The sequence below is a fragment of the Nocardia sp. NBC_00403 genome (assembly GCF_036046055.1).
Taxonomy (GTDB): domain Bacteria; phylum Actinomycetota; class Actinomycetes; order Mycobacteriales; family Mycobacteriaceae; genus Nocardia.
The window spans coordinates 2,007,853-2,025,244 of sequence record NZ_CP107939.1 but is presented as its reverse complement, the minus strand read 5'-3'; the positions used below and the strand labels follow the sequence as shown (position 1 = coordinate 2,025,244).

Sequence of the window (17,392 nt, the reverse complement as noted above, 5' to 3'; positions counted from 1 at the left end):
ACAGAAACGATTACCCCTCAAATCGCGGTCCAAACACCCGTCCGCGCGGTACGGTGACCTTCGCAGTACCGGTTCTCTGGATCACATCAAATCTCTGCACACACGTTCGGGGGAAGGAATTTCGACGTGTGTGGCGTTGGGTAGAGCTTGAAACCTGATGAAGATTGGAACACCCCAATGATTCTCCGCAAGATCACTGCGGCCGCAGTCCCGATCGTCGCCGCGGTGGCGGTCGGCGCGGGCACCTCCCATGCGCAACCGGCGCCCGCACCCGGAATCGGGTACGAGACCAAGCTGGTCGGTGGCAAGGTCGTCACCACGCTGACCGGCGGGGTGTTCGAGGTGGCCGGCAATTCAGTCGACATCAAGGACCCGACGGGCAACACGGTGCTCACGCTGCCGCTGTCGTTCCGCCAGGACGGACTCGAGTTCCCGCTGCCGCACGCGGTGCACAACGCGGGCCGGGTGCTCGAGCTGACCCCGGTCAAGGACTACGCGCAGGCTCACCCGGCGCCGCTGACCGCAATCGCCTCGACCGAGGAGAACCAGCAAGCACAGGATACGTTCCTGTCGCAGTTCGGAATCGCCACGGCGATAGGCGGTTTCATCGGCACGGTGATCGGCGCCCTGGTCGGACTGACCGGTATCGTCAGTGGTCCGGGCGTAGTTGCCAGCGTCGTCGCGGGCGCCGCGATCGGTGGTGTCATCGGCACCATCGTGGTGGGCGGACCCGCGCTGCTGATCGCGGGCATCGACCTGGTCAGCACCCTGACCGCCCCGCCGGGAACCACGAAGTTCGCCGACCCGGCGAACCCGGTTCGCTAAGTCGACACTCCCTCAGGCGCGCACCGACCCACCCGAGTCGGTGCGCGCCTCGGCATTTCCGGTGTCACCTGCCATGACAACCAGGGGCAACCGGCACACCCGCAAATCGGTCGGCAAGATAGCCCATCGCACCGGCGGCCTCCCCGGCAGCGGTCGGGTTATGGCTCGGCAGCAACGAATACACGAAGCTGATGTCGGCGCCCTGCGCACAGTATCGGTCGAGCAGTTCGGTGAAGCCCGCGACGGGGATCACGTCGTCGGTCGTGCTGTGGTAGAGGTATGTGGGCGCCCGCGGCGCGCCTGCACCGAGCTCCTGCGGATCGGTGGCCGCCCGGAAGCTCGGGTGCGACAGCAGATTCGGCTCGATCGTGTAATCGTCGACCCGAGCATTGAGGTATTTGACGATCAGGTCCAAACCGCAGGCGGTCGCGTCCTCGGCCAGCATCCTGCGACCCCGGTCATTGAGCATCTCTACGATGCCCGCATCCGGGTTGTTCTGCGCGACCGCGAGCAAGACCAACATCGTAAGACCGGCCTGGACAGTGCCGTCCACACCTTGCGCGATGGCGGGCCAGTTCGCGGGCACACCACCGGAGGTAATGCCCGCGAAACGGACGTCGGGTGCGTAGTCCGGTTGCAGCTGCGCCGCCCACAGCGTGGCGAACGCGCCACCCGAGTAGCCCCAAGCCCCAAGCGGACTCGTCGGCCCGATCCCGCCCGGCGCGAGGGCGCGGGCAGCGCGAATGCCGTCGAGCACGCCGCGCCCGGAGTTCACCCCGTCCAGGAATCGGGACTGCGGGCCCTCGTAGTCGCTGGTCACCACCGCCCAGCCGCGGAGCAGCGCCGCGGCCAAGAACGGGGTGTCGATCCAGGTGCTGATGCCGCCGATCTCCCATCCGCCGCGCAGGGCGTAGGAAGGCGCGCACTGGCTGCCGAGGCCGTCCTCGGCGATCTGGTAGGACAGCAGCGGCCTTTCGCCCGGCCCGAACCAGGGCAGGTTCGGCACCATCACGGTGGTCATCCCCGGCACCGGCCGGTCGCTCGCGTCATTGGTCCGGTACTGCACCTGCCACGCTGAAACCGGGAGGGGCAGACCGTAGAGCGGGATCTGCCGCGAGCGCGTGATCGCACCGTCCGGATAGTCGGCCAGGTCGGCGGGTGCGGCGTAGAACGGATCGGCGTCCGGTCGCGGCACATACGCTCCTGCGGCGGGCGCCATCATCACCGAGGCCGAGATCACCATCGCAACGGCAGCGAGAACCCAGGCCGGCGCTGTGGCACGCCACCTTCCACGGAGGATTTTCATCGGGCCTCCAATGTTCCGACACGGCGCGACACAGTCGCGCCGGGTGCGTCGGCGCCGACTCTGCCCTGCCTCGGGACACCCACGGTACTGCCGAATACCGGACCCGGCAACGGTCACTCGCGGGCAAGCCCACCGCCGCACTCGTCCTGGTCATCCATGGTTACAGTGGGTTCGAAAGTGCCCACCGCACAATCGAATAGCAAGCGCAACCGAATCGCCGCCGGAACGGGTCCGGACGGTGTTCGGGGTATCGAGGATGGAGTTGAGCTGACCTTGCGACACGGCAACGGACTGGACATACCCGAAGAACTCGCCGATGTGTGTGCCCCGCACCGCATGGCCGTCATCGTCTACGACATGCAGGTCGGTGTGCTCAGCCAACTACCGGACAGCGAGGAGATCATCGAGCGGGTCGCGCGCGTAGTCGAGGCGGCCCGCCGCGGCGGCTATCCCGTGATCTTCCTGCGGCATTTCTTCCTGCCGCGCAGGCTGAGCGGGACGTTCGCGCTGCGGATGGCGATGAGCTGGCAGCAGGCGGATTCGGTCGACGACGTGAAGTTCATCCTCCAGCGCGACACCCCGGCCTTCGAACTGGTGCCCGAGCTCCGGCCGACCGCCGACGAGGTGGTGTTCGACAAGACATCGATGTCGGCGTTCGAGGGCACGCCGCTGGCCGCGGTGCTGCGCGACCTCGGCATCGGTGCGTACGCCATCGTCGGGGTTGCGCTGGAGATCGGCATCGCCCCGACGGTCACCCACTCGACCGATCTGGGCTTCGTGCCGATTGTCATCAGCGACGCCTGCGGCGGCCGCGACAAGGAAGCGATGACCCGGGCCTACGACGAATTCGAGTTCCAGGGCCACGCCATGGTGACCGACACCGCGACCATTCTTCCGCTGCTCGCAGGCGAGCCCGCCTGAGCTTCGCCTGCGAGACATTCGTCGACCGGGGAACCGAATGTCCCCGGTCGACTACCACAATCCGGCGCTCACCCCTGCTCGCGCACTGCCTTCTTGGCAGCTTCCTGAGCGCTGTCGACCTGAGCCGCGAACTTGCCGTCGGTCTTCTTGTCGACCAGATCGCCCGCTTTCTCGATGACCGTATCCACCTTGTCGGCGTTCTTCTGGGCCAGGTCCATCGCCTTGTTCGCCAGGTTCTTGAAATCCACAGGGCACTCCTTGTTCGCGAGCCGACACAGTGTCGAGCCGATACATCAGCGAATCAACCGTACCCAAGCGCCACTTGCATTTCGTCGACCAGCGCGAGACCGCCGGCTTCCAGGCGAACGGGCGCAACGAAGTTGAGTATCTCGACCCCAGCGCAACGGCCATCCGCGCGGTCGGCGGGATCAGTCCGATAGTCCCAGCCAGGCCGGGTGCCAGAGTCGGCCGGTTTCGGTCCAGTTCATGAAGCGCACGGTTCCGGCCAGTTCGGGAGTCACCCAGACTGCTTCCTTGCGTTCCTCGGTGGTCAGGTCGTTGTCGAACGGGCTGGTTTTGCGCGCCAATTTCGATAGGCGGGTGGCCAAGTCCTTCATGTCGGGCTCGTTGAAGCCGGTGCCGACCCGGCCCACGTAATACAGCCTGCCCTCGTGCGGGATGCCGACCAGCAGTGATTTGAAATCCCGCGCCTCGCTGCGCCGCCAGCCGCCGATCACCACCTGCTGGGTGCGCCAGTTGCGCTCTTTCACCCAGGAGTGCCCGCGCTTGCCGGGCAGGTAGACCGAGTCCTTGCGCTTGGCGACCACACCTTCCAGCCGCTGCTGCCTGCTGTAGTCCAGCGCGTCGGCACCCGAACCGTCCAACCGCGGCGGCACCAGCATCGAGGGCGCCTGCGCGGCGAGCGCCTCGAGCACCCGCCGACGATCCGAATACCGTTTGCGCACAAGCGAAGTCCCGTCGAGGTACAGCACGTCGAAGGCGACGAAGGCGGCCCGCGCGGCATCGGCCTGCAGCAGACCGAGATTGGCGACGCCGTGGTCGTCGAACACCACGGCCTCACCGTCGAGCACAACGTTGTGGCCCGCCAGTTCCGTGGCCAGCGTGCGCATCCCCGAGTATCGACTGGTCACCACATTGCCCGCACGGCTGCGCAAGGTGAGTGTGCCGGACTCGATTTCGGCGATCAGCCGGAAGCCGTCCCACTTGGTCTCGAAGCACCAGTCGGCGGCATCGAGGCCGGCGACCTCGCCGTGGGTTGCCAGCATCGGCTCGAGACCACGCGGAAACGGTGCGGGGCCGCTCGGCCGCGGCGCCGGGGTGAGCGCCCGGGCACCTCCGTTCGGCCTGTCACGTTCGGTGTCATCGGCTGGTGGTGACTGCTCGCGCATCAGGTGCATCAGCCACTGATTGCCGTTGGTCCGGATCAGGGCGTAGCGGCCTTGCAACCGGGTGCCGTGGAACGTGACGATCACCTCGTCGTCGCGCCATTTCTCGGTCTCGTAGGTGCCGGAATCCCAGATCGTCATTTCGCCGGCGCCGTACTGGCCCTTCGGGATCGCGCCGTGGAAGTCCAGGTATTCCAGCGGATGGTCCTCGGTATGCACGGCGAGCCGATTCTGCTCCGACGAGGTCGGCGGGCCCTTCGGCACGGCCCACGACACCAGCACTCCGTCGCGTTCGAGCCGGACGTCCCAATGCAGCCGCCGCGCATGATGTTCCTGAACGACGAACCGATCACCGGTACCCGAAGTCGACACAGCGGCAGGCACCGGCTCGGGTGTCCGCGCCGGATCGCGCATCGACCGGTATTTCGTCAGCGCGTCGGTGTTCGACAGCGGTGGATCGAGCCCGGCGAGCAGATCGCCGTCGTCCTGCCAGCGCGCAAGCACCTCGTCGAAACGCAAGTGCCGCAGCTTTTTCCGATTCTCGATCTCCGACCAACTGCGCGGCGCCGCCGCATTGGGATGGGCCCGGCCGCGTAGCGAGTACGGCGCGATCGTGGTCTTGGCGGGGTTGTTCTGGCTCCAGTCCAAGAAGACCTTGCCGGTGCGCACCGCTTTCGCCATGGTCGCGGTCACCAGATCCGGGTGCAGCTGTTGGAGATTCGTGGCTACCTGTTTGGCCACCGCGGACGCGCCGCCGGGACTCAACTCGCGGTCCAGCGGCACATAGATGTGAATTCCCTTGCTACCACTGGTAACCGGGAACGCGTGCAGCCCGATGCCCTCGACCATGTCGCGCACCGCGAGCGCGACCTTTGCGCATTCGGCCAGGCCCGCACCCGGCCCCGGGTCGAGGTCGAACACCAGCCTGGTTGCGGGACCGATCTCGTCGCCGTCGAAACGCCATTGCGGCACATGGACTTCCAGCGCGGCCTGCTGCCCTAGCCAGGCCAGGCCGGCCTCGGAATCGATCACCGGATAAACCACGCGGCGATCGGAATGCTCGACGGTGTGGCGCTCCAGCCACGACGGAGCGTGTGCGGCAAGGTTCTTCTCGAAGAACGACGGCTCGTCGACGCCGTTGGGCCAACGCTTCCTGGTCACAGGGCGGTCGGCAATATGCGGGAGCATGGCCGGGGCGATGGCCGAATAATAGGCGATGACCTCGCCTTTTGTTGTTCCGGTCGCGGGATACAGCACCTTGTCGAGGTTGCTCAATTCAACCTCGATGCCCGGCAGGCCCGAGCTGCCACCGAAACTACGGCGGGTCACCATAGCCGAATTTTACTGGCGGGGACCGACACGATTCGGCCCCCGCCGCACATCAAGCCTGCGGACCGGGCTGCTCCGGCGGGACCACCTTCTTGGCGGCCTCCTTGCCCTTCTCGATCTTGTCCGAGTACTTGCCCTTGGTCTTCTCGTCGATGAAGTCACCGGCCTTGTCGACCGCTTCGTTGATCTTGCCGGCGTTCTTGGCCGCCGCGTCCTTACCCTTGCCGACCAGGCCCTTCAGACTGTCCACGAGACTCATGCCATCGTTCCTTCCTGTTGCCTAACGGACACTGTTGGACGCAGTCCACCCGCAGCCCAGCGCATGGCCGGAGCGAAGGCGGAGGTACGCCTAACGGACACTGTTGGACGCAGTCCACCCGCAGCCCAGCGCATGGCCGGAGCGAAGGCGGAGGTACGCCTAACGGACACTGTTGGACGCAGTCCACCCGCAGCCCAGCGCATGGCCGGAGCGAAGGCGGAGGTACGCCTAACCGAGGTGTTCAACCCACATCTTCCCACCACGAATCCCGTGCTGGGAGCCCATCGGGATGCACGCGCTCCCCCGGCATCGGCACCGCGATCGAGGTGCCCGCCGCCCGCGCCGCCTCGACCATCCTGCGCACCGGCTCCGACCATCCGTGGAAGGCCAGATTGAAGGTCGCCCAGTGAATGGGCACCAGCATGCCGTGGCCCGGGTCGTCGACGCACAGATCGGCGTGGGCGCGCACCGCTTCCTCCGGGTTCATGTGCACATCGGGCCAGCGTTCGTCATAGGCGCCGATCGGCAGCAACGTCAGGTCGAACGGACCGAGCGCCGCACCGGCCTCGGCAAAGGCCGTGGTATAGCCGGTGTCTCCGCCGAAATACACCCGACGGGTCGGACCGACGAGGGACCAGGAGGCCCACAGCGTGGTGTTGCGCACCAGGCCCCGGCCGGAGAAATGCCGAGCCTCCGTACAGGTGATCACCAGGTCGGTGCCGTCCCGCTCGCGACCGAGTGCCGCCAGCGAAATCGAACCGCCCCAATCCAATTCGATGATCCGATGCTCTGGAACACCCCAGTGCCGCAGGTGCGCGCCGATGCCGATGGGTACCAGGAACGGCGCGGCCTGAGCGAGCACGAGCTGCCGGACGGTGGCCTTGTCCAGATGGTCGTAGTGATCGTGGGAGATGATCACGGCGTCCACTGGCGGCAGCTCCGACAACGGCGTCGGGACCGGATGCATCCGCGTCGGGCCGACTACCGCCGACGGCGAAACCCGTTCGCTCCATACGGGATCGGTGAGAATCCGGTACCCGTCCACCTCGACGAGCGCAGAAGCGTGCCCGTACCAGGTGACCGCGAGATCGGCGGCCGCCGACGGCACCTCGGGGGTCTCCAGCGGAATCACCCCGCGCGGACGACCGGCATTGCGCCGGGTCAACGCCGAATACAGCAGCGAAAGCGCCGAACCCGCGACGATCTGGCTACTGGCCTCGGTGTTGTGGAACTGGCGATTGCGGTAGCTCGCGGCACCGGAGGCGTATGGCTGAATGGCCGACATCGAAGCGCCGATCGCGGAGGGGATATCCCACACCGCGCGCACCACCCATGCGACGCCCAGCATGCCCGCAGCGGCGCCGATGATCGTCTTCAGGTTCATGTCATCGCCCCACGAACTTCGCGGCGCGCTTCTCTTGTCTGGCCAAGCGGCCCTCTCGGGCATCCGCGCTGTTCCACGCGGCATGCAGCGCCGCGCGCTGCAGCTGGTTCTCCGGATCGCGGGTGCCGTCGTCGTTGAATACCAGTTTCATGTGGCGCAGCGACAGGGGCGCAAGTCCGGCGATCGACTGCGCCCACGCCTGCGCGTCGGCGAGCGTGCCGAGCTTGTTGGCGAAGCCGAAGGCGTAGGCGTCGGCGGCCGAGATCGGTTCCGCACCCAACAGGACGGTGCGGGCGGGACCGCCGCCGAGCAGCGACGCCAGCCGCCGGACAGTCCAGCGGTCGACCGTAATGCCGAGCTTGGCCGCGGGAATCGCGATGTAGGCATCGGGCTCGAGCACTCGAAGGTCGGAGGCCAAGGCGATCTGCACGCCCGCGCCGAGCGCAGCACCGTTGATCGCGGAGATCACCGGCACCGGAACCGACTCGATGGTGTGCAGCATGTCGAGCAGGCCACTGAGGAACTCGTCGGAGTAGACGCCCGACAGATCCGCGCCCGCGCTGAAGATCGGGCCCCGCCCGGTCAGCACGATCACTCGCGCATCCTGGGCCGCCGTGCGCACTGCTTCGCTCAGCTGTGTCACTAATTCATTGTTGAGCGCGTTGCGACGCTCCTCGCGCTGCAATTCGATGGTGACTACGTCGCCATCGCGGCTGACACCGAGCATTGCGTCCTCCCCAACTGACCGGTTCGAGTGGTTACAGTCAACTCTGCCACAGTCGACGGCACAGACCGGTCAGGCACTAGGAGAAGAGATACGATCGGCGGCTGTGCCGACTGATTTCGACATCCTGGTGATCGGTGCCGGTCAGGCCGGGCTGTCGGCCGGCTACCACTTACAGCGCCTCGGATTGCGTGCCGAACGCGACTTCCTGATCGTGGACCACGCGCCGGGGCCCGGCGGCGCCTGGCAGTTTCGCTGGCCGTCGCTGACGCTGACCACGGTGAACCGGGTGCACGATCTGCCCGGTATGTCGTTCGCCGAGACATTGCCAGAGGGATCCGAGTCCGCGCCCGCGGCCACCGCAGTGCCGCGCTATTACGAGCTGTACGAAAAACGGTTCGACCTCAGGGTGCGACGACAGGTGTCGGTCAAGGTCGTCTGTGATCGCCGCGCTGACGACGATCCGGCGGGCACTCGAATTCTCAACGTCGAGACCGACTCCGCCGGGACGATCCGGGTGCGTGGGCTGATCAACGGCACCGGAACCTGGGAACATCCGTTCATCCCGCGGTACCCGGGTGCGGAGACCTTCGCGGGACGGCAACTACATACCCGCGACTACCGCACTGCCGACGAATTCACCGGCAAGCATGTTGTCGTGGTCGGCGGCGGTGTCTCGGCCGTACAGCTGCTCGACGAGATCTCCCAGGTCACGACGACCACCTGGGTCACCAGGTCCGAACCGGTGTTCCGGGATACCTTCGCCGAGGAAGACGGCCGCACCGCCGTCGCCATGGTCGAGGACCGCGTGCGGCGGGGACTGCCACCGGGTTCAGTGGTCTCGGTGACGGGACTGCGGCTCGACGACCGGCTGCGGGCCGCGCAGGCCAGGGGTGCACTGGACCGGCATCCGATATTCCGCAGCATCGAACCGGACGGCGTGCGCTGGGCCGACGGTTCGTTCCAGCACGCGGATGTCATCCTCTGGGCCACCGGATTCCGCAGCGCCCTCGACCACCTCGCGCCACTGCGCCTGCGCGGCCCCGGCGGGGGCATCACCATGACCGGCCGCCTCGCCACCCAGGTCGCGAACGACCCGCGCATTCACCTCATCGGCTACGGCCCGTCGGCGAGCACCATCGGCGCGAACCGAGCGGGTCGCGCCGCCGCGGTGGAGCTCAGCAAGTATCTGGCTATACCAAGCCGGCTGTGAACATCGCCGGGTCGGGGCCGATCCGTGCGCCCTTGTCCAAGGCGTTGATCGCATCCATCTGCTCGGGGGTGAGTTCGAAACCGAAAACATCGAAATTGCCGGCGATGCGCGCGGGGGTGACGGACTTCGGGATCACGATGATGCCCAGCTGTAAGTGCCAGCGGATGATCACCTGTGCCGGAGTGCGGCCCACCTCGTTGGCAATGGAGACGATGGTGTGGTCGTCGAGCAGGGTGCCCTGGCCGAGCGGGCTCCACGCCTCGGTGGCGATGGCGTTGTTGTCGTGGAAGGCGCGCAGCTCGCGCTGAGCCAGCCTCGGATGCAACTCGATCTGGTTGACCACCGGGATCTCGCCGGTCTCGCCGATGAGCCGCTCGAGATCGGGGAGAGTGAAGTTCGAGACGCCGATCGACCGGATCCGGCCCTGCGACTTCAATGCTTTGAAAGCGCGGAAGGTGTCGATGTAGCGATCGGCCTGCGCGACCGGCCAGTGGATCAGAAAGAGGTCGAGATATTCCAGGCCGAGTCGCTGCATGCTCGCGTCGAAGCCGCGCAGCGTGGAGTCGTAACCCTGCTCGGAGTTCCACAGCTTCGTTGTCACGTAGACCTCGTCGCGCGGCAGCCCGAACTCCCGGATGGCGCGGCCCGTGCCCTCCTCGTTGCCGTAGATGGCGGCGGTGTCGATGCTGCGGTAGCCGACCTCCAATGCAGCGGTGACCACCGGGAAAACCTCATCGGGTGGCACTTGGAATACACCGAAGCCGAGCTGCGGGATCACGTTCCCGTCATTCAGCACAATCGAGGGGATGGCGCATGTCTCGCTTCTGAAGGTCACCTATCGACGGTAGAAGTGCTACCGCGAGTCGTCAACGACACCACTTGGCGTGTTGGCTCACAATTCGCTGGTGGGGCCTAGATTTACCTCCGACGATTCGGTTCGGATCGACCTGTCACCGCCCGGGGAGACCCAGTCTGCGGTAGCGGTTGTGGCGCGCTGCGCGAAGCTCCGCGAGCGGTCGGTCCTGCAGCTCGGTGAGCTCCGCCGCGATGGCGGCGACCATGCGACGGGCGAAATCGACCGGCTCGTCGGCCGCGTCCGGGAGCTCCGGCACGATGCGGTCCACGATGCCGTCCGCGCACAGGTCGGCGGCGCGGATGCGTTGCGCATCGGCCAGCTCCGGCGCATGGTCGATGTCGCGGTAGACGATAGCGCTCGCGCCCTCCGGTGGCAGCGGCGCCAGCCAGCCGTGCGTGGCGGCGAGCACCCGGTCCGCGGGCAGTAGCGCCAGCGCTCCGCCGCCGGTGCCCTGACCGAGCAGCACCGAGATGGTGGGGGTGTCCAGGGTCACCAAATCGGCTATGCAGCGGGCGATTTCGGGAGCGAGTCCGCGCTCTTCCGCCTCCTTCGACAACGCCGCGCCGACAGTGTCGATCACCAGTACCAGCGGCAGTCGCAACTCTTGGGCAAGTGCCATGCTGCGCCTGGCCTCCCGGAGTGCAGCCGGGCCCATGGTGTGCTCGCCCTGCTGGCCCGAGCGGTCGTGCCCGAACACCACGCAGGGCCTGCCTCGAAACCTGGCCAGCGCATGCACAATGGTGCGATCGGATTCGCCCTGACCGGTGCCGCTGAGCGGAACCCGTTGCGTCACATGACGTAACAGGTCGCGCAGGCCGGGCCGACCCGGGCGGCGCGAGATGGTCACCGACTCCCAGGCCGAGCCTTCGGACGCTCGGCTCGAGAGATCCGCGCCCTCGAGATCCCCACCATCGTGGTGCCTGGGCGCGGCCCAACCCGGTTCCGCCGCAACAGGATCCGGCACACCGCTGAGTACACTCAAGGCGCGGTGCGCGATGCGGCGGAACACCGGCACCGGGACCACGCCGTCGATGACACCACTGTGATAGAGGTTCTCCGCGGTTTGGACACCCTCGGGAAAGTCCTTGCCGTACAACGCTTTGTAGACCCGAGGGCCGAGAAACCCGATCAACGCGCCGGGTTCGGCAAAGGTCATATGCCCCAGCGAGCCCCACGAGGCGAACACCCCGCCCATGGTCGGATCGCGCAGATACACCAGATAGGGATGGCCCGCGGCCTTATGGGTGGCGACGGCGCCTGCGATCTTCACCATCTGCACGAAGGCAACCGTGCCCTCCTGCATCCTGGTGCCCCCGGATGTTGGTGAAGCAAGCAGCGGCAGGCCGGACCCAGTGGCACGCTCGACCGCCGAGACTATCCGCTCGGCGGCGGCAACCCCGACGGAGCCCGCCAGAAATCCGAACTCACAAGCGATTACGGCCACCCTGCGGCCACGCAAAAGCCCCTCGCCGGTGAGCACCGACTCATCGGTGCCCGCCGCGACCGCGGCCTTACACAGATCCTCGTGATACCGCCGGGTGCAGGCCACCGCGACGGGTGGCCGATCCCAACTGACAAATGAGTCCGGGTCGAGCAGTTGCCCGAGCAGTTCGCGCGCCGAAATCCTCACCGAGGGAGAATAACTACCCGGTCTTGATTCGATGCGCGCCGCGCGAGCAACTCAGTAGCCCTGCATCACCTTGCGCAGGGCGTACTCGGTCAACGAGACCAGCGCATGCTTGGCGGGCTCACGCCGCCGCGCGTCGATCGACAGAATCGGCACATCCGCAGGCACCGCGAGCGCCTGACGGATGTCCTCGATCGGGTAGCGCGGTGCGTCGTCGAACTCGTTGAGCGCAACCAGGAACGGTAGGTTGCGCGCTTCGAAGTAGTCGACGGCCGCGAAGCTGTCCTCGAGCCTGCGGGTGTCGACCAGCACCACGGCGCCGATGGCGCCGCGGATCAGGTCGTCCCACATGAACCAGAACCGATACTGGCCCGGCGTACCGAACAGGTACAGGACCAAATCGTCGGCAAGGCTGATCCGACCGAAGTCCATGGCCACCGTGGTGGTGGACTTCATCGGAACACCCGTCAGGTTGTCGATTCCGGTGCTGGCATTGGTCACCAACGCCTCGGTGCGCAGCGGAACAATCTCCGAAACAGCACCGACCAACGTGGTCTTGCCGACACCGAAGCCGCCGGCGACGACGATCTTCGCCGAGGTTGGCTTGCTGGTTCGGGTATCGACCTGTGCCGTCGAATCAAATACGCCGGAGTCCACTGAGAACCCTTTCGATCAGCTCGCGACGTTCATCGTCGCTGGAATCGTCTTTCAAAGTCGCCGAAACTCGGACGTGCCCGGCCTCGATGAGGTCGGCCACAAGCACCCTGGCCACCCCGATCGGGATACCCAAACGCGCCGCTACCTCGGCAACGGACGGCGATTCTCTGCACAACTCCACGATGGACGTCTCGATGTTGGTCAGTTCGAACTGCCGCTCCAGGGCGACCGGATGCGATGCGACGAGGGCTTCCAACGCCAACTCGACTGCGGGCCTGGTGCGGCCCGCAGTCAATGAGTATGGGCGTACGAGGCTCGGCTCGGCGCTCCCCATGCGGTGATCGTCTATGTCCATCCCACCATCAGGAACCCATCGTGACGCGTGGCGTGGCCTGCACTGTCTGGCCAACACGCTCGACCAACAAGGCCATTTCGTATCCGACCTGACCGATGTCGCAGGACGTGTTGGTCAGCACCGCGAGGTAAGAGCCGTCGCCGACTGCCATGAGTAGCAGGTAGCCGTGCTCCATCTCGACCACCGACTGCAAAACGGTGCCGCCCTCGAACAGGTTCGAGACGCCGACCGAGAGGCTGGCGAGTCCCGCCGTGACAGCCGAGAGCTGTTCGGCGCGATCGACGGGCAGCTGGGCGCTCGCGGCCATGAGTAGCCCGTCAGCCGAGACCAGGACGGCATGAGCTACGCCAGGAACCTCGTTGGCGAAGTTCGAAACCAGCCAATCCAGCTGACGATTCGTACCACCTAGATCGGGGTTCATCGGTCTCCTTTATCTCCGGTTAGGTTCGTTGCCTTCATTGCGCGGCCATCCCGGACGCCCTGCTGGTGACGACTCAAGCTGGACCTGATCGTTTCTGGATCGCGACGTGCCGCCCGATCCGCGGCGCCGCTTACGGCGCCGGGGACCAGCCTTCCGCCCGGATTGCGTTGGGGCAACCCGGCGGCTGTCTTTGTTTCGGCCTGGGCTTCGCTCGCCGCGCGAGCCGCCTGCCATCCTTCGTCGCCCGGCGATTCGAAGGACGCGGCCACCTGGGACCGGTCCGGGTTCGGATCTGTCAGCCACGCCGACATCATTTCGGCGAAGATCGGGCTGTCCATAGGCGAGTTGGTTTCCGCCGCAGGCTGCAGCCTGGTCTGGAAGAACGACGCGGCCTTGCCCGTATCGGCCTTGAAGCTGTGGCGGCCGGGGTCGCGGCCTGCCAACGGCGCTCCGGAATCGGAGAGCGCGGGCTGTTCGCCGCTCGGTGGCTGCGGGTTGCCGCGCTCGCGCTGCGGCAGACCGAGGCCGGATGTCGATTCACGTTGCGGCAGACCACCGGTGTTCGGGTCACGCTGCGGCAAACCAGGCGGCACCTGTGAGCCGGGCTGACGCTGCGGTAGATCGCCCAGCGCGTCCCGCTGCGGCAAGTTCGTCGCCGCAGGCTGACGCTGGGGCAAACCGCCCGTGCTCGAGTCGCGCTGCGGCAAACCACCCAGACCCGAATCACGCTGCGGCAAACCACCCAGACCCGAATCACGCTGCGGCAAACCACCCGTGCTCGGGTCACGCTGCGGCAAACCACCCAGACCCGAATCACGCTGCGGCAAACCACCCGTGTTCGACTCACGCTGCGGGAGGCCACTCGCCCCGGACTCCCGTTGCGGCAGGCCGTTGGCACCGGACTCCCGCTGCGGCAAACCGTTGGCACCGGACTCCCGTTGCGGCAGACCGTTGGCACCGGACTCCCGTTGCGGCAGACCGTTGGCACCGGACTCCCGTTGCGGCAGACCGTTGGCACCGGACTCCCGTTGCGGCAGACCGTTGGCACCGGGTTCCCGCTGCGGCAGACCGTTCAGGCCCGACGAACGTTGCGGTAGACCACCCGAAGCGGGATCGCGCGTCGGCAGACCGTTCGGACCGGAATCACGCTGCGGCAAACCATCCGAAGCAGGGTCGCGGGTTGGCAGACCGTTCAGACCCGACTGACGCTGCGGCAAACCGCCCGTGCCCGAGTCACGCTGCGGCAAACCACCGGTGCCCGAGTCACGCTGCGGCAAACCACCGGAACTCGGCTCACGCTGCGGCAAACCACCCGTGTTCGACTCACGCTGGGGCAGACCACTCGAACCTGGTTCGCGCGGCGGCACACCGTTCAGACCCGACTGACGCTGCGGCAGGCCAGTCGTGGTGCCCGGCTGACGCTGCGGCAAACCACCGCTTGTGGAAGGCCGTGGCACACCATTGGCGCCCGGCTGCCGCAGTGGCAGCTCACCGGAGTTCGCATCACGCGGCGGCAGACCCGTCACGATCGGTTCGCCGCCATCCGGCTGGCGCGGCGGCGGACCACCCGGCGACACGCTGCGCTTGGGCAAGCTCGCCGCGGCGAGCTTGCCGCGCTGCGGACCGCTCGGCGCCTGTCCGGTTGTGGGGCGCAGAGACGGACCGCCCTGAGTCGAATTGGGGCTCAGGCCAGCGGACATCGTCGATCCAGGCGACCGCTGCGGCAAGCCACCGCCTGCCGCGGCCGGACCACCGTCCGCGGGGGCCGGGCTGCTGACCGGAATCGGGCCGCTCACCCCGGGATCGACGGTGACCATCACATTGCCCCCAGGAGTCCTGGTAATTCCCCGCATCTGCATCGATGATGAACTCGCCTGCCGTTGTGGAGCACCGGCCGACACCTGGGGCGCGGCCTGCGTCGGCAGTGCGGATTGCTGTCCCTGTCCGATGACGATCAGGCCGCCCGGCACATGCACGGTCACGGTGACACCCGGGTCCCGCGCGGTATCGAAGGTCGGCCGCAATCGGACCGTGAGTCCGTGCCGCTCGGCCAACCTGCCGACCACGAAAAGACCCATGTGCCGTGCGGTGTCGGGGCCCGGCTCGGCGGTTTGCTCCAGCCTGCGGTTGATATCGGCCATCTCCGAGGGCGGCATACCGATACCCCGGTCGGCCACTTCGATGAGCATGCCCTGGTCGTGGGCCTGCGCGAAGGTGAATTTCACGTCGGTTTCGGGCGGTGAAGCACGCAGCGCGTTATCGAGCAACTCGGCGAACAGGTGCGCCATATCCGAGGCAGCGGGTTCTTTGAGCGAACCGCGCGGTGTCGCACCGAGCTTGACGCGTTCGTAGTCCTCGACCTCGGAGATCGCGGCGCGCAGCACGTCGGCGATCTCGACCGGAGCGGACTTGGCGCGGCGCTGCTTGGTACCGGCCAGAATCAGCAGGTTGTCACCGTTACGACGCATACGAGCGGCGAGGTGGTCCAGCCGGAAGAGGTTCTCCAGCAGTCGCGGATCCTTCTCGTCGTACTCCATCGCCTCGATCAGCGTGAGCTGATGGTCGACGAGCGACTTGGACCGGCGCGCCAGGGTCTCGAACATGTCGTTGACCTGAGAACGCATCTGCGCCTGATCGCTGGCCAGACGCAGCGCCTGTCCGTGGATGTCGTCGACGGCGCGGGCCAGCTGACCGATCTCCTCGGTGCTGCGCACCGGCATCGGCTCCAGCGGCACGTCCTCCGGGGAAGCGCCGTTTCGCAGCTGGGCGACCTCATATGGCAGATCGCTCTCGGCCACCCGCAGCGCCGCGAGGCGCAGCCGGTGCAGCGGCACGATCATCGAGCGCGCCACGAAGACCGCGAGCAGCAGCGCGGCGAGGATAGTGGCGATGACGACCGCGGTGTAGGTCCACGCGTCGGCGTTGGCCGTCGACACCAGCTCATTCATCGACGAGTCGATGTCCTTGGTCGCCTTGCCGACGACGCGCTCGTAGACATCGAGGCTGGCGGTGAGCGAGTTCTTCAGGTCGCCGACCGGGAGCTGACCGGATTGCGCCTGTGGGCTGCTCAGCAGCCCGATTCGGGTATCGATGCCGGCCCGCACGTCGGCGATCGAGGTATCACCGTCGGCGAACCGGTGCGCGAGAACATTGAGCAGCGAGCGCTCGGTGTTCGCCGCGGTGAGGAAGGCCTGCACGCCGACCTGCGCATTGCGCAGGATCTCGGGGAACGCGGCGATCTCACCGACGAGTGAGGCGCGGGTGTTGAGCGAGTCGACAAGACGTAGCTTCGCCGTATCGATGGCGGGGTCGCTGACCTGACCGACCGTGGACTCGACGATGCGCACGCTGTCGTTGCGGACCCGGTCGATCATCGCGATGATCTCGGCGCCCGACTGGGTCGAGGTGGCCTTACCCTGCGCACGCACGGCTTTTGCCTGGGTGAGCATGTTGTCCAGCGACGCGCGAGCGCCCGACACAGCGTTCAGCTGGGGGCCAACTGCTTCCGCATTGCCGATGGCGGCATCGAGGTCGGCGAGGTTCTTGTCCGACACGATCGACGGTGCACCAGGGAACAGCGCAATCATCTGCGAGGCGGCGGTCGTCGCCGTCTGCGCACTGAGCGCGGTTACGGCCGGGATGGCGCCGATGTTCTCGGCGGCACCGGCGAGCCGGTTCGCCTCGGCGAACTCGGAAGCAATCCTGGACACGCCGAGGCCGACCGCGACTGCGAGCGGCACGGCCAAAACCGCCGTAACCTTCCAACGCAGGTCCCAGTTGCCGAGCGCCCAGCGTTTGCTGCCGGACCTAGCGGCGTCACGCATCTCCCACTCACTTTCCAAACTGGCCCCAACCACGCGCCATCAGCGAACCTCCACACTCGCATGCTGGCTCGACAGGCAGAGCTGGCCGAGGAACTGCGGCTGGCCGAGAAATTGCGTCTACGACTGCCCAAATAAGTGACATCAGATTCTAACGGATCAATAACTTCTTGGTTGACTCCGAGTAGGGCTACAAGCCTTGACCAGCCCGTTCCAGGCATAACCAGAGGTCGCGGCACCCACCCGGGCGTCGCGTGAAGTCTGCCACAATCGTCCTGATCTATCGAG

General features: G+C 66.6%; 15 protein-coding genes. 3 read left to right on the top strand and 12 right to left on the bottom strand.

Annotated features, from left to right (window positions below; all coding sequences use genetic code 11):
- The first annotated feature begins 177 nt into the window (after nt 1–177).
- Nucleotides 178–825, top strand: coding sequence for an ammonium transporter (locus OHQ90_RS08945; RefSeq protein WP_328409017.1), 648 nt, complete (start codon nt 178–180; stop codon nt 823–825).
- A 64-nt stretch (nt 826–889) separates the two neighbouring features.
- Here the strand turns inward: OHQ90_RS08945 and OHQ90_RS08940 are convergent, their stop codons facing one another.
- Nucleotides 890–2,131 carry a lipase family protein gene (locus OHQ90_RS08940; protein ID WP_328409015.1) on the bottom strand — a complete coding sequence of 414 codons (1,242 nt, stop codon included), beginning with the start codon at nt 2,129–2,131 and terminating at the stop codon, nt 890–892.
- Between the two features lie 177 nt (nt 2,132–2,308).
- Between OHQ90_RS08940 and OHQ90_RS08935 the strand changes: the two genes are divergently transcribed.
- The gene (locus tag OHQ90_RS08935; protein WP_328409014.1) at nt 2,309–3,052 is read left to right on the top strand and encodes a cysteine hydrolase family protein; all 744 of its coding nucleotides are present in this window, start codon (nt 2,309–2,311) and stop codon (nt 3,050–3,052) included.
- Nucleotides 3,053–3,120: 68 nt separating this feature from the next.
- Here the strand turns inward: OHQ90_RS08935 and OHQ90_RS08930 are convergent, their stop codons facing one another.
- The 5 genes from OHQ90_RS08930 to OHQ90_RS08910 form a co-directional block, all read right to left on the bottom strand.
- Nucleotides 3,121–3,300: an antitoxin gene (locus OHQ90_RS08930; RefSeq protein ID WP_328409012.1), complete on the bottom strand. Its 180-nt coding sequence runs from the start codon at nt 3,298–3,300 to the stop codon at nt 3,121–3,123.
- Nucleotides 3,301–3,480: 180 nt separating this feature from the next.
- On the bottom strand, nt 3,481–5,790 hold the full coding sequence (locus OHQ90_RS08925) for an ATP-dependent DNA ligase (protein ID WP_328409010.1): 2,310 nt from the start codon (nt 5,788–5,790) through the stop codon (nt 3,481–3,483).
- Between the two features lie 49 nt (nt 5,791–5,839).
- Nucleotides 5,840–6,046 (bottom strand): antitoxin, encoded by a 207-nt coding sequence (locus OHQ90_RS08920; RefSeq protein WP_328409008.1) that lies wholly within the window; start codon nt 6,044–6,046, stop codon nt 5,840–5,842.
- 241 nt (nt 6,047–6,287) lie between these two features.
- A complete protein-coding gene (locus tag OHQ90_RS08915; RefSeq protein ID WP_328409006.1) occupies nt 6,288–7,430 on the bottom strand; it encodes an MBL fold metallo-hydrolase in 1,143 nt (380 codons plus the stop codon).
- A 1-nt stretch (nt 7,431) separates the two neighbouring features.
- Nucleotides 7,432–8,157 (bottom strand): enoyl-CoA hydratase, encoded by a 726-nt coding sequence (locus OHQ90_RS08910; protein WP_328409004.1) that lies wholly within the window; start codon nt 8,155–8,157, stop codon nt 7,432–7,434.
- A gap of 103 nt (nt 8,158–8,260) precedes the next feature.
- On the opposite strand from OHQ90_RS08910, the gene OHQ90_RS08905 reads away from it, so the two are divergent.
- Nucleotides 8,261–9,367 carry an NAD(P)-binding domain-containing protein gene (locus OHQ90_RS08905; protein WP_328409002.1) on the top strand — a complete coding sequence of 369 codons (1,107 nt, stop codon included), beginning with the start codon at nt 8,261–8,263 and terminating at the stop codon, nt 9,365–9,367.
- On the opposite strand, the gene OHQ90_RS08900 is transcribed toward OHQ90_RS08905, so the two are convergent.
- From OHQ90_RS08900 to OHQ90_RS08875, 6 genes are all read right to left on the bottom strand, one after another.
- On the bottom strand, nt 9,348–10,202 hold the full coding sequence (locus OHQ90_RS08900; RefSeq protein WP_328409000.1) for an aldo/keto reductase: 855 nt from the start codon (nt 10,200–10,202) through the stop codon (nt 9,348–9,350). The two genes, OHQ90_RS08905 and OHQ90_RS08900, sit on opposite strands and share 20 nt — an antisense overlap.
- A gap of 115 nt (nt 10,203–10,317) precedes the next feature.
- Nucleotides 10,318–11,853, bottom strand: coding sequence for a carboxyl transferase domain-containing protein (locus OHQ90_RS08895; RefSeq protein ID WP_328408998.1), 1,536 nt, complete (start codon nt 11,851–11,853; stop codon nt 10,318–10,320).
- A gap of 51 nt (nt 11,854–11,904) precedes the next feature.
- A complete protein-coding gene (locus tag OHQ90_RS08890) occupies nt 11,905–12,507 on the bottom strand; it encodes a GTP-binding protein (RefSeq protein ID WP_328408996.1) in 603 nt (200 codons plus the stop codon).
- Complete coding sequence (locus OHQ90_RS08885) at nt 12,488–12,862, bottom strand: DUF742 domain-containing protein (RefSeq protein WP_040686485.1); 375 nt, start codon at nt 12,860–12,862, stop codon at nt 12,488–12,490. Before OHQ90_RS08885 ends, OHQ90_RS08890 begins: the two co-directional genes overlap by 20 nt.
- A gap of 7 nt (nt 12,863–12,869) precedes the next feature.
- Complete coding sequence (locus OHQ90_RS08880) at nt 12,870–13,283, bottom strand: roadblock/LC7 domain-containing protein (RefSeq protein ID WP_011207200.1); 414 nt, start codon at nt 13,281–13,283, stop codon at nt 12,870–12,872.
- Nucleotides 13,280–17,107, bottom strand: a complete 3,828-nt coding sequence (locus OHQ90_RS08875; protein ID WP_328408993.1) for an ATP-binding protein — start codon at nt 17,105–17,107, stop codon at nt 13,280–13,282. The genes OHQ90_RS08880 and OHQ90_RS08875 overlap by 4 nt, the downstream gene beginning before the upstream one ends.
- Nucleotides 17,108–17,392: the final 285 nt, after the last annotated feature.